The 13,220-nt window shown below is 59.4% G+C and carries 7 protein-coding genes; all 7 read left to right on the top strand.

Annotated elements, in window-relative coordinates:
- The first annotated feature begins 11 nt into the window (after positions 1 to 11).
- On the top strand, positions 12 to 1,064 hold the full coding sequence (locus tag FDY93_RS00265) for a CmpA/NrtA family ABC transporter substrate-binding protein (RefSeq protein WP_138233742.1): 1,053 nt from the start codon (positions 12 to 14) through the stop codon (positions 1,062 to 1,064).
- A 489-nt stretch (positions 1,065 to 1,553) separates the two neighbouring features.
- Positions 1,554 to 3,032 carry a NarK family nitrate/nitrite MFS transporter gene (locus FDY93_RS00260; RefSeq protein WP_138233741.1) on the top strand — a complete coding sequence of 493 codons (1,479 nt, stop codon included), beginning with the start codon at positions 1,554 to 1,556 and terminating at the stop codon, positions 3,030 to 3,032.
- 184 nt (positions 3,033 to 3,216) lie between these two features.
- The gene (locus FDY93_RS00255) at positions 3,217 to 4,695 is read left to right on the top strand and encodes a NarK family nitrate/nitrite MFS transporter (protein ID WP_138233740.1); all 1,479 of its coding nucleotides are present in this window, start codon (positions 3,217 to 3,219) and stop codon (positions 4,693 to 4,695) included.
- Positions 4,696 to 4,828: 133 nt separating this feature from the next.
- On the top strand, positions 4,829 to 6,577 hold the full coding sequence (locus FDY93_RS00250; RefSeq protein WP_138233739.1) for a bifunctional protein-serine/threonine kinase/phosphatase: 1,749 nt from the start codon (positions 4,829 to 4,831) through the stop codon (positions 6,575 to 6,577).
- Positions 6,578 to 7,025: 448 nt separating this feature from the next.
- Positions 7,026 to 9,554 carry a nitrite reductase large subunit NirB gene (gene nirB, locus FDY93_RS00245; protein ID WP_138233738.1) on the top strand — a complete coding sequence of 843 codons (2,529 nt, stop codon included), beginning with the start codon at positions 7,026 to 7,028 and terminating at the stop codon, positions 9,552 to 9,554.
- 292 nt (positions 9,555 to 9,846) lie between these two features.
- Positions 9,847 to 10,203 carry a nitrite reductase small subunit NirD gene (gene nirD, locus FDY93_RS00240; RefSeq protein WP_138233737.1) on the top strand — a complete coding sequence of 119 codons (357 nt, stop codon included), beginning with the start codon at positions 9,847 to 9,849 and terminating at the stop codon, positions 10,201 to 10,203.
- A gap of 27 nt (positions 10,204 to 10,230) precedes the next feature.
- Positions 10,231 to 12,933, top strand: coding sequence for a nitrate reductase (locus FDY93_RS00235; RefSeq protein ID WP_138233736.1), 2,703 nt, complete (start codon positions 10,231 to 10,233; stop codon positions 12,931 to 12,933).
- Positions 12,934 to 13,220 lie beyond the last annotated feature (287 nt).

Genomic DNA, 13,220 nt, shown 5'->3' with positions numbered 1-13,220 from the left:
AGAGAACCACCGTGAGCAGTCTGCAAGTCGAAAAGCCCAACCTGAAACTCCTTTACCTGCGCCTGACCGATAGTGCCCCGCTGATCATTGCCAGTGAGCTGGGATTTTTTGCGCGCTATGGGCTCAAGGTCGAGCTGCAGCGGGAAACCTCCTGGGCCACCCTGCGCGACAAGCTGATTGGCGGTGCCGCCGATGCAGCCTCCATCCTCGCGCCCATGCCGCTGACCCTGAAGCAGACCCTGCCCCAGTGCGATGAACAACTGCTGAGCGGCCTGATTCTGAGCTGCAACGGCAATGCCATCACCCTTTCACAAAGTCTTTACGCGCAGCTCGAACAGACCTCCAGCGACGCCGGTGCCGCGCTCAAATCGCATATAGCCAACCGCGCCAGCGGTGAGAAGCCACTCACTTTTGCCAGTGTTTATCCATTTGCCAGCCATACCCTGCAACTGCGTCACTGGCTGTCTGCCGCCGGTATCGACCCCGACGGGGATGTGCGCATTGTGGTTCTGCCGCCAGAACAGATGGTGGACCACCTGCGCCGCGGCGATATCGACGGCTACTGCGTGGGCGAACCCTGGAACACGCTGGCGGTACAGGAAGGTATCGGCGTGATCGCCACGCCCGGTAACAGTCTGATGCCGGCGATGCCGGAAAAAGTGCTGGCCGTCACCCACAGCTGGCACGAGGCCCATCCCGCCACGCACCTGGCGCTGCGCGCCGCTCTGCTGGAGGCGTGCAGCTGGCTCGGCGATCGCAGTCAACGCCGGGATGCGGTGGGCATTCTCGCGCGCCCTGAGTATCTCGACCTGCCGGAGTCTGCTATTGCCGCCTCTCTGAACGACGAGCTGCTCACACAGCGCGGGCGGGCACCGGGTAAAAACCCGGGCTGGCACCTGTTCGCGCACCCGCAGAGCGACCACGGCCGCCCTACGGAAAAGAAAGGCCGCGAACTGTTATCACTGTGCAACGATATTGCACCCGTCGACAGCGGTACCGCGGAAGTATTCTGTTCCGACCTGTATCAGCAAACGCTGGACTTTGTCCGCCACAGCCAACGGTAAACTAAGCCCCACCTTCCTGAAGCCGGCTGCCCGACAACTATCCAGCAAACCGAGGAGCGCCCGCCTCAGGTGCAAATTCTTGCACCCCGGTGCACAAAACAGCCCAAAACAGGGCGCTTCGCGCGCGCAGACACTTTCCCTTGCACCCGGAACTAGCGTCAGATTTCCCCTGTTCGCCCCAAAAAATCACATTTTTCCGCCCCGGATTTTGACTTTGCCCTGAGCTGGCACAGAAATTGAATTCTTTTAATGCGAGAGTGACAGATTCCTGTGCAACAGTGATGACGCCCGCTCTCCGCCGGCGCAGAAAGGGAGTGGCAGCAGGCCACCTGAAATAAAAACTCCGGCGAAAAACTGAATACACGGACATCGAAGTCCACTGGCACGGCCCGTCTGTGCCTGTGGACTTTTTTTATGCCTGATCGCTTTTATGCGGGGCAGGCCGGTGTCCCCGAATAGTGATGCGCGATAAGAGAGTTACTCGAAGTAATGTCCCATAGCAGTCCGTCCGAACGCCTGAATCTGTTGTCCTTCAGTGGCAACGTCAAAGTACTGCACCTGTCCTGGCTGGCCTTTTTCCTGTGCTTCTTTGCCTGGTTCAGCCACGCACCGCTGCTGATGGCCATTGCCGACAGCCTGGCGCTGACTCCGGATCAGGTGAAAACCCTGCTGATCCTGAACGTGGCGCTGACCATTCCCGCGCGCATGATTATCGGCATGCTCACAGACAAGTACGGCCCGCGCCTCACCTTCTCCGCGCTGCTGGCCATCGGCAGTATTCCCTGTTTTGTATTTGCATTAGCCGACAGCTTCGCCCAAGCGGCGATTGCCCGTTTTTTCATGGGCTTTATCGGTGCAGGTTTCGTGATCGGCATCCGTATGGTGTCCGAGTGGTTTCCCGCCCGTCACCTCGGCACGGCCGAAGGTGTGTACGGCGGCTGGGGCAACTTCGGCTCCGCCGCCGGCGCCATCTGCCTGCCGACAATTGCGCTGATGTTTGGCGGTGAAGACGGTTGGCGCTACGCCATCGGCCTCACCGGTGTCATCGCGCTGCTGTACAGCGCGATCTATTACAACAGCGTTACCGACACGCCCAAAGGCGCCACTTATTTCAAGCCGAAAAAAATCGGTGCGATGGAAGTGACCAGCAGTGGCGATTTTCTGCTGCTGATGTTGATGAAGTTGCCCATGTACGGCGCCCTGGCGCTGCTGACCTGGAAGCTGTCGCCGGCGGAGGCCGGGCTGCTCAATCAATTCTGGACCTGGGCGATTTACATATTCCTCGCCGCACTGTATCTGCTCGAACTGAAAAAAACCTGGAGTATCAACCGCGAGGTATTCAGCGCGCCGCCCGCGCCCATCCACCGGTACAAATTCAAACAGGTGGCAATCCTGAACCTGCTGTATTTCGCCACCTTCGGCTCCGAACTCGCGGTCATTTCCATGCTGCCGCTGTTCTTCTTCGAAACCTTCTCCCTCGATCCGGTAAAGGCCGGACTGGTGGCCTCCGCCTACTCCTTTATGAACCTGGTCTCGCGCCCTACGGGCGGCATGCTGAGCGATAAATACGGGCGCAAGCTGGTGCTGATGATTCTGGTCGCCGGCCTCGCCGGCGGCTACCTGCTGATGGCGCAGATCGGCGAGAGCTGGCCGCTGTATCTGGCGGTGGGTGCGGCCATGCTGTGCAGCTTCTTTGTGCAGGCTGGTGCCGGGGCCGTGTTTGCGGTGGTGCCACTGATCAAGCGCCGCCTGACCGGCCAGATTGCCGGCATGACCGGGGCCTACGGCAATGTGGGCGCGGTGTTTTTTCTAACGGTGCTGACGCTGGTGGATTACCACACCTTTTTCCTGGTGATCGCCGGTACCGCCGTTTTCAGTTTTCTGATTCTGTTGCTCATGGAAGAGCCGGAAGGCCATATGGTTGAAGTCATGCCCGACGGCAGCGTCTCCCTGATCGACGTGGCCTGACTTTTCCCCCGTCATTCCCGCGCAGAAACGTCATGCCGGACTTGATCCGCTACGGGAATCCAGCGCCGCAATTTCTGGATCCCCGCTTGCGCGGGGATGAGGAGGTAGTGTTTTGGAAGACGGCTACAACAGAACAGAACAGAACAGAACAGATAAAAGTTTCATTTAAAAATGGGATACAACCATGTCTTCCGATTCTTTGAATCTGTTTTCCTTCACGGGAAAAATCCGGGTGCTGCACCTGACCTGGATTGCGTTCTTTATTACGTTCTTCGCCTGGTTCAACCACGCACCGCTGCTGATGGCGATTGCCGACAGTCTGTCGCTCACGTCCGAGCAGGTGAAAACGCTGCTGATCCTGAACGTAGCGCTGACGATTCCGGCGCGGGTGATCATCGGCATGCTGACCGACAAATACGGTCCGCGCCTGACCTATTCGCTGCTGCTGGCCATCGGCAGTGTACCTTGCTTTATTTTTGCGCTGGCCGACAGCTTTACTGCGGCGGCCATCGGCCGTTTTCTGCTGGGCTTTATCGGCGCCGGATTCGTGGTGGGTATCCGCATGGTGTCCGAGTGGTTCCCGGCCAAACAGCTGGGCACGGCCGAGGGCATCTATGGCGGCTGGGGCAACTTTGGTTCTGCCGCGGCGGCCATGACCCTGCCCACGATTGCACTGCTGGTCGGCGGTGACTCTCCAGGACAAGAGGGTTGGCGCTATGCCATCGGCATCACTGGCGTCATTGCGCTGGTATACAGCGTGATCTACTACCGCTCGGTGACCGATACCCCGAAGGGTGGTACCTATTTCAAACCGAAAAAAATCGGCGGCATGGAGGTTTCCAGCCCATCCGATTTCGTGCTGCTGCTGATCATGAAGGTGCCGATGTATGCGGCGCTGGCGCTGCTGACCTGGAAGCTCTCCCCCCAGGGCGTGAGTATGCTGTCGCAGCCGGTGGCGGTCGCGATCTATCTGGCGCTGGCGGCGCTGTATGTGTTTGATGCGAAAAAGTGCTACGAAATCAACCGCGAAATTTTCGTGAAACTGCCGGAGCCGATCCATCGCTATCAGTTCAAACAGGTGGCGGTGCTGAATATTCTTTACTTTGCCACTTTCGGCTCGGAGCTGGCGGTGGTTTCGATGTTGCCGCTGTTTTTCTCGGAGACGTTTACGCTGGATCCGGTGAAGGCGGGCCTGCTGGCTTCGGCTTATGCGTTTATGAATCTGATGTCGCGCCCGGCGGGTGGACTGATCAGTGATCGCTTCGGGCGCAAGAGTACGTTGCTGATTCTGACGGCGGGGCTGGCGCTGGGTTATCTGACGATGAGCATGATCGATGCACAGTGGCCACTGTATCTGGCGGTGGCAGCGGCGATGGCGTGCTCTTTCTTTGTGCAGTCTGGTGAAGGTGCGGTGTTTGCGGTGGTGCCGCTGATCAAACGTCGCCTGACGGGTCAAATTGCGGGGATGACAGGGGCTTACGGGAATGTAGGCGCGGTGTTTTACCTGACTGTTTTGAGTATGGTTTCTTACCAGACGTTTTTCCTGGTGATTGCGGGCACAGCGGTACTTGGATTTGTTACGCTGCTGTTCCTGGAGGAACCGGAAGGCCAGATGGCAGAAGTCATGCCTGACGGCAGTGTTTCACTGATCGACGTGGCCTGATCCACTGGATTTGTTGTGATCCGGCTCAACTACGCGCTCTACAAAAGTCGTCATGCCGGACTTGATCCGGCATCCAGCTTCGTAGCTATGGATTCCGGGTCAGGCCCGGAATGACGAAAGAAGGCCAACCACTTTGAACACCACCTGCGAAACCATCACTGTGCCTGATTCCGATATTGCGGCATCCAATTCCGAAAAACTGGAATTTGCCACCGCCACCGAGTGCGGCCAGCGCGCATACAACGACGATGCGGTGGCGGTGTATCGGGCGAGCGGGAGCGAGTTGCGGTACCGCGGTTCGCTGGCGGCGATTGCAGATGGCGTGGGGAGTGCGGAGGCCGGGGGCGCGGCGGCGCGGGCGGCGGTGAGTGGGTTTATTTCCGACTATTACAGTACGCCGGATTCCTGGTCGGTGAAGCAGGCGGCGGCGCGGGTGTTGCACGCGCTGAATGGTTGGCTGTATCGCCAGAGCGGCGGTGCGGATGAGATTCAACGCGGGTGGCTTACGACGTTTTCAGCGGTGGTGTTGAAGGGGTCGACGGCGCATCTGATCCATATCGGGGATTCGCGGATTTACCGTCTGCGTAACGGGAATCTGGAATGTTTGACGCGGGATCACAGTCGCACGCTGGGGCCGGACAAGACGTTTCTGAGTCGCGCGCTGGGGATGGATGCGCATATCGAGGTGGATTACCGGCAGGAGCCGCTGGAAGCGGGCGACTTGTTCTGTGTGACGACCGACGGCATCCACGATTTTTTGCCGCTGCCGCAGTTCGCGACGTTGCTGGAGCAACATCAGTTGGAGGCGGCGCAGCCGCTGATTGCGGCGGCGCTGGATAACGGCAGCAAGGACAATTTGAGCCTGGCGTTGTGCCGGGTGAATGTGCTGGAAGCACTGGAATCCGACGATCTGATGCTGACTGCCGGCCAGCTGCCCTTCCCACCTCCGCTGCAGCCGGGCAACAGGATCGATGGCTATGAGGTGCTGCAGGAACTGCACGCGAGCAGTCGCAGTTATCTGTATCTGGTGCGGGATCTGGACAGCGGCATCCTGTGCGCACTGAAGGCGCCATCGGAAAATTTCATTGACGACCCGGCCTATATCGAGCGCTTTATCGCCGAGGAGTGGACCGGGCGCCGGCTGGATCACCCGGCCATCGTCAAGGTATTTCCGCCGAAGAAGGAGCGCCGGTTTCTCTATCACGTGATGGAGTATGTGGACGGACAGAATTTGCGGCAGTGGATGCAGCTGCACCCGAAGCCGCCACTGGATCAGGTGCGCAATCTGGTGGGGCAGCTGGTGAGCGCGCTGCGCCGGCTGCAGAGGCTGGAGATCGTGCACGGTGATCTGAAGCCGGAAAACATAATGGTGGACTCCTCTGGGCGCCTGAAGCTGATCGACCTGGGTGGTGCCAATGCAGCGGGACTGCAGGAACTGCTGCGCTATCAGGACAGCGCGCCGCCCGGCAGCAAGAATTACTGCGCGCCGGAGTATTTTGTGGGCGACGGCGCCAGCCATCGCTCGGATATTTTCTCCCTCGGGGTCATCGCCTACGAAATGCTTACCGGCGAGTACCCGTATAAAGAGCGCTTCGGCAGTAACCACTACCAGCTGAAAAATTACGCGGGCATGCGCTACATCAGTGCGCGCCAGCACCGTGACGATATTCCCGACTGGATCGACGGCGCACTGCGCAAGGCCTGCTCACCAGACCCGAAAAGCCGCTACCCGGCACTGTCGGAATTTGTGCACGATCTCAGCACGCCCAATGTGCGCTTCGCCAGTGTGGAGAAACCGCCCTTGATAGAGCGCAATCCGCTGTTGTTCTGGCAGACGGTGGCGGTGCTGGCGATTCTCTCGCACCTGCTGTATTTCTTGTGATCCAAATTTCGGCGCGCGCAAATCCGCTCTGAAACTAAAGAGTGACGAGGCGGCACCCTGTAGGAGCCAGCCTGCTGGCGAATAACCGCGCTGCCAATAAGCATCATCGCTTCGCCAGCAAGGCTGGCTCCTACAATAGTCGCGACCCGTAGGTTGGGCAATCAACCCAAAGGCCCCGCATTGGTGCGCAACCGGCCGTCGCGCACCAAGTTGCACCACCCCGACATGCAAAATCGCCAATAACCCGCACAAACCCTGTGGTTTCCTCACCACCTGCGCCATCTCAACAAGTTGGCACAGAGATTGAATACTTTTAGTCACAATCCGAAACTTTTCAGCAAGGCAACGGCGCCTGACACTCTTCGACAGAAGAGGGGCAGCCGTGCGACCCGATCCCACCAAGCTCCCCCCCTCCTGCCGAAGCACTCAGGTTAAAACGGCAGAGATTATGGTTAAGCAAAAAATCGTCGTCATCGGCAACGGCATGGTGGGTCACCACTTCCTGGAACAACTGGCGAACCGCCCCGAGCGTGCAATGTTCGACGTGCTGGTGTTCTGCGCCGAACCCCGCCCCGCCTACGACCGGGTACACCTGTCCGAATACTTCGGCGGCCGCACCGCGGATGACCTGGCCATGGGCAAGGTGGAACAGTACCGCGAGTGGGGTTACGACCTGCGTCTGAACGACACCGCGGTGAGCATCGATCGCGAAAATAAAATCGTCACCTCCGCCAGCGGTGCGTCCGAAGCCTACGATCATCTGATACTGGCCACCGGCTCCTATCCCTTTGTCCCACCAATCCCAGGTCACGAGCACGAAAAATGCTTCGTTTACCGCACCCTGGAAGACCTCGACAAGATCCAGGCCGCCGCCAAAAACGGCAAGGTCGGCGTGGTGGTGGGCGGTGGCCTTTTGGGCCTCGAAGCCGCCAACGCCCTGAAGCAACTGGGCCTAGAAGCCCACGTGGTGGAGTTTGCCCCCGGCCTGATGTCCGTGCAGCTGGATGAAGGCGGTTCGAAACTGCTGCGGGAAAAAATCGAGGAGCTGGGCGTTACCGTACACACCAGTACCGCCACCGAACTGATTGAGGAAGTGGACGGCGGTCGCCTGCGCATGCAGTTCAAGGGTGATGAAGAACTCATCGCCGACCTGATCGTGTTCTCCGCCGGTATCCGCCCGGAAGACAACCTGGCACGCTCCGCCGGTATTACACTCGGCGAGCGCGGCGGAATTGTGATCGACAACCACTGCCGCACCTCCGACAAGAACATTTTTGCCATCGGCGAGTGTGCCCTGTTCGACAACCGCATCTTCGGCCTGGTCGCACCGGGTTACTCCATGGCCCGCACCACGGTATCCCTGCTGTGCGGCGAGGCAGCTGAGTTCAACGGCGCCGACATGAGCACCAAGCTGAAGCTGCTGGGTGTGGAAGTGGGCTCTATCGGCGATGCCCACGGCCGCACCGAAGGTTCCGCCGCGATCACCTTTGTGGACGAGCAGACCGGTGTGTACAAACGCATGATCACCGACCGCGCGGGCAAGAAACTGCGCGGCGCAGTGCTGGTGGGCGACACCGGGGATTACGACACCCTGCTGCAATACCACCTGAACGATATGGATCTGCCGGAACACCCGGAGCAACTGATCCTGCCGGCGCTGGACGGTGCCAAACCGACCCTCGGCGCGGGCGCACTGCCGGACACCGCGACCATCTGTTCCTGCCACAACGTGAGCAAGGGCGACATTATCGGTGCGGTGCAGGGCGGCTGCTGTTCCGTGGGCGAAGTGAAAGACTGCACCAAGGCAGGCACCGGCTGTGGCGGCTGTTCCGCGCTGCTGAAAAATGTGGTGGACGCGGAGCTGGCGGCGCTGGGCGTCGAGGTCAATAACGATCTGTGCCCGCACTTCCCCTATACCCGCCAGCAGATTTTCCACATGGTGCAGGTGGAGGAAATCAAGACCTTCGACGAGCTGCTGCACAAGCACGGCCGCGGTAAGGGCTGTGAAATTTGCAAGCCCACCGCCGGCTCCATTTTCGCGTCGCTGTGGAATGAACATATCCACAAGAAACCGCATGTGGGCCTGCAGGATACCAACGATACCTTTATGGCGAATATGCAGAAGAACGGTACCTACTCCGTTGTTCCGCGCATCGCCGGCGGCGAGATCACGCCGGACAAGCTGATCGTGCTGGGCCAGGTAGCGAAGAAATACGACCTGTACACCAAGATTACCGGCGGCCAGCGTATCGATCTGTTCGGTGCGCGTCTGGAGGAGCTGCCGGAGATCTGGCGCGAGCTGACGGATGCGGGCTTTGAGACTGGCCACGCGTATGGCAAATCCCTGCGTACAGTGAAGTCCTGTGTGGGCAGTACCTGGTGTCGCTATGGCGTGCAGGACAGTGTGGGTATGGCACTGACTGTGGAGAACCGCTACAAGGGCCTGCGTTCGCCGCACAAGATCAAGATGGCGGTGTCCGGTTGTACCCGTGAGTGTGCGGAGGCGCAGAGCAAGGATATCGGGGTGATCGCCACCGAGAAGGGTTGGAACCTGTATGTGTGTGGCAACGGCGGTATGCGTCCGCGCCATGCGGATCTGTTTGCGACGGATCTGGATGATGTAACCCTGATCAAGTATATCGACCGGATTCTGATGTTCTATGTGCGCACGGCGGACAAGTTGCAGCGGACTTCGGTGTGGCTGGAGAACCTGGAGGGTGGCCTGGATTACCTGCGCGAGGTGGTGATCGAGGACAGCCTGGGGCTCGCTGAGGAACTGGAGCGTCAGATGGGCAATGTGGTGGGCACTTACCAGTGTGAGTGGAAGACTGCGATCAATGACCCTGAGATGGTGAAGCGTTTCCGCCAGTTTGTGAACACCGATGCGAAGGACGAGAAGATCGTATTCGTGGAAGAGCGCGAGCAGCGCCGCCCGGCGACCCGCGAGGAGATCGTCAAGATTTGTGAGCCGGCTTGATTTAGCCCGCTGCCACCGCCCGCTCTGAATGGGTTTGGTGGCGGTGGAGCACCGGGTGTGGGGTTTCAGGACCGCTGTGAACCCATCCATGGGCGCTGCGGCGCAAACTTCCTGTTTGCGACGCTCCTGAAACCCCACACCCGGCACTCCACCTTCGCGCCGTGCGAAAGTGTTTTTAATTCCTTTCGTCATTCCGGCGCAGGCCGGAATCCAGCCCCACAGAAGCTGGAACAGAACTTAGACTTTTAGAATTTCACCACCCTACTCTTTCATCAAGATGTGGAGAACCAGAATGAGCGAAGTTGCCATAACCCGCGCCGAGTGGCTGCATGTCTGCAAGCGATCAGATCTTGTAGCCGATTCCGGAGTGTGCGCTCTTGTGGGCGGTCGTCAGATTGCCCTGTTTTTTTTACCCGATCAGGAACCCCAGCTGTACGCCATCGACAACTGGGACCCGATCGCCGATGCCGGTGTGATCGGCCGCGGTATTGTTGCGGAGATCGACGGTGAGCTGACGGTGGCGTCGCCGCTGTACAAGCAGCATTACCGACTGAGCGACGGTCAGTGCCTGGAAAAGCCCGAGTATAAACTCGAGGTTTTTCCGGTCGCGTTTGAAGGCGACGATGTGCTGATTCAGGTTGATCAATAACAACTTTTAAAAGATAAGCAGTAGACGATGGCTTTAACAGAACTGTTCAGCGCTCGCAGATCCTGCACTACCTGTCCTTACTGCGGCGTGGGCTGCGGTGTCGCGGCGACGCGGGAGATGACGTCGGCGGGTGGTGAGGAGGTGGTTCGCATCCAGGGCGATGAGCAGCACCCGGCGAACAAGGGCAAGCTGTGTGTAAAGGGCTCTTCGCTGGCGGATACCCTGGGCAACCACGGCCGTCTGTTGAAGCCACGCCTGCACGGTGTGGATTGCGACTGGGATACGGCGCTGGATTTTGCGGCGTCGAAGCTGCGTGAGACCATCGACGAACACGGGCCGGATTCGGTGGCCTTTTATCTTTCCGGGCAGTTGCTGACGGAAGATTATTACGTGGCCAACAAGCTGATGAAGGGATTCATCGGCACGGCGAATGTGGATACTAATTCGCGCCTGTGCATGTCGTCCGCGGTGGCGGCGTACAAGCGTGCGCTGGGCGCGGATGCGGTGCCGTGTAATTACGAGGATCTGGATGAAGCGGAGTTGGTGGTGCTGATCGGCTCCAACGCCGCCTGGACCCATCCGATCCTGTTTCAGCGTATGCAGGCGGCCAAGTCGAAACTCGTCGTCGTCGATCCCCGCGGCAGTGCCACCAGTGAGATGGCGGATCTGCATCTGGCGATTACACCGGGCAGTGATGCGGCTCTGTTCAACGGGCTATTGCACTACCTTGCCGAGTTCGGTGCGCTGGATCAGGGGTTTATTGAAAACCACACGGAAAACTTTACCGAAGCCCTGTATACGGCGGCCGAGTGGACGCCGGAGAAGGTGGCGGAGTATTGCAGCCTGGAGCTGGAGCAGTTGCTCGAATTCTACGAGCTGTTCCGCACTACGGAAAAAGCCATCAGTTTCTATTCCCAGGGCGTCAACCAGTCCAGCACCGGGACCGACAAGAACAACTCCATTATCAACTGCCATCTGGCTACCGGACGCATTGGCAAGCCCGGTTGCGGCCCCTTCTCAATTACCGGCCAGCCCAATGCCATGGGCGGGCGCGAGGTGGGGGGGCTGGCGAATATGCTCGCCGCGCATATGGATTTCACTGCAGACAATGTCGAGCGCGTGGGCCGATTCTGGAATGCGGCCAATATGGCGAAAGGACCAGGACTCAAGGCGGTAGACCTGTTCAATGCGGTGGAGAGCGGCCAGGTAAAAGCGGTGTGGATCATGGCCACCAATCCCGCGGTAAGCATGCCGGACGCGCGCCGTGTGGCTGCGGCGCTGAAAAATTGCCCCACGGTGATCGTATCCGACTGCGTGGCGGATACGGATACCGCGCGCTGCGCGGATCTGCTGCTGCCTGCAACCACTTGGGCGGAAAAGACCGGTACCGTCACCAACTCCGAGCGCCGCATTTCCCGTCAGAAAGGTTTCCTGCCGAAGCCAGGGGAAGCGCGCCACGACTGGGAAATAATCTGCGATGTGGCGAGCCGCCTCGGCTTTGCAGAGGCCTTCGACTACGCATCGGCTGCGGATATTTTCCGCGAACACGCGGCGCTTTCCGGATTTGAAAACAACCGCGAGCAGGTGCGACGCGCATTCGATATTTCCGCACTGGCGAATATCAGCGATGCGGAGTACGACAACTTTACCCCGGTGCAGTGGCCGGTCAACGCCGCCAATCCGCAAGGTACCGCGCGATTGTTCAGTGATGGCGACTTCTTTACGCCCAATGGACGTGCGCGTTTTATTGCCGTTGATCCCCAGTGTCCAAAGCAGGAAACCCGCGACGAATATCCACTGGTACTGAACAGCGGCCGCCTGCGCGACCAGTGGCACACCATGACCCGCACCGGCCGTGCGCGCAAGCTGCTGGATCACAGCGAGGCGCCGGAGCTGCATATACACCCCCAGGAAGCGCGGAAGTACGGCATCGAAGATGCACAGCTGGTGCGCGTGGAAAGCGAAAAAGGCCAGTTCTTCGGGCGCGCCCGCGTCACCGCCAGCCAGAAACCCGGCCAGCTGTTTGCACCCATTCACTGGAGCGACAGCCTTGCCCACAACGCTACTGTGAGTGCGCTGGCCATCCCCTTCACCGACCCCTTTTCCGGCCAGCCGGAACTGAAACAGGTGGCAGTCAAGATCGAACCGCTCAGTGCCCACAGCTATGCCTGCCTGCTGCTGCGCACCAAAGCTGCGGAGGAACTGCATACCCGCTTGCAGGCCGGTGATGCACAGTTGTTCGACACCATACTGCATTGGTACCGGGTACCGGTGGACGGCGGCTACCGCTTCGAGCTGGCCCTGAAAACCCAGCCGGACTGGCAGGCCATGGCAGACAAGCTGTTCAACCTCAGTGGTCAGCAGCTCAACCGCAAACGCCTGCAGTTGCCGAGTGGTGAACGCTGGCTGTTACACAGTGAGCAGATGGAGTTGCTGGTGTTCACCAGCGCTGAATGGCAGTCCCTGCCCGACCGGAAAACGTTGGAAAACGCCCTGCAACAACCCCTGCCGGATGCGCCGGCCAAGCTGTTGCACGACGTGCCTGCCGGCGCGCAGATGGTTTGTACCTGCCTGCAGGTGTCCCGCAAGGAAATCGAAATCGCCATCGCCGAAGGTGCGGCATCGGTGGAGGAACTCGGTGAATTGCTGGGCTGCGGCACCAACTGCGGTTCCTGCAAACCGGAAATCTCCGCACTGCTGACCACCAACTTGGCCGTCGCTGTCGGTTAAGTACCATACAAAACACCGTCATGCCGGACCTGATCCGGCATCCAGCTTCGTGGCACTGGATTCCGGGTCAAGCCCGGAATGACGAATCACGATAGACGTGCGATGCTTTTGAACCGATTGGGAGATGCACTGCACCTGCCCACCTCACAGAATCAACGTCATGCCGGACTTGATCCGGCATCCAGCTTCGTAGCGCTGGATTCCGGGTCAAGCCCGGAATGACGGTGGTCGTGCGGGCCACCCCTCTGAAGACTTGGCAACTCCCACCCGTCCCGGCTATCTTCCCA

It is taken from the genome of Microbulbifer harenosus, from assembly GCF_005771435.1.
Lineage (GTDB): Bacteria > Pseudomonadota > Gammaproteobacteria > Pseudomonadales > Cellvibrionaceae > Microbulbifer > Microbulbifer harenosus.
The sequence above is the reverse complement of the archived record's forward strand: the minus strand, read 5'-3'. Positions and strand labels throughout refer to the sequence as shown.

Coding starts and splice junctions, on each gene's coding strand:
- FDY93_RS00260 (WP_138233741.1), top strand. CDS start 1,554: ATGTCCCATAGCAGTCCGTCCGAACGCCTGAATCTGTTGTCCTTCAGT.
- FDY93_RS00255 (WP_138233740.1), top strand. CDS start 3,217: ATGTCTTCCGATTCTTTGAATCTGTTTTCCTTCACGGGAAAAATCCGG.
- nirB (WP_138233738.1), top strand. CDS start 7,026: ATGGTTAAGCAAAAAATCGTCGTCATCGGCAACGGCATGGTGGGTCAC.
- nirD (WP_138233737.1), top strand. CDS start 9,847: ATGAGCGAAGTTGCCATAACCCGCGCCGAGTGGCTGCATGTCTGCAAG.
- FDY93_RS00235 (WP_138233736.1), top strand. CDS start 10,231: ATGGCTTTAACAGAACTGTTCAGCGCTCGCAGATCCTGCACTACCTGT.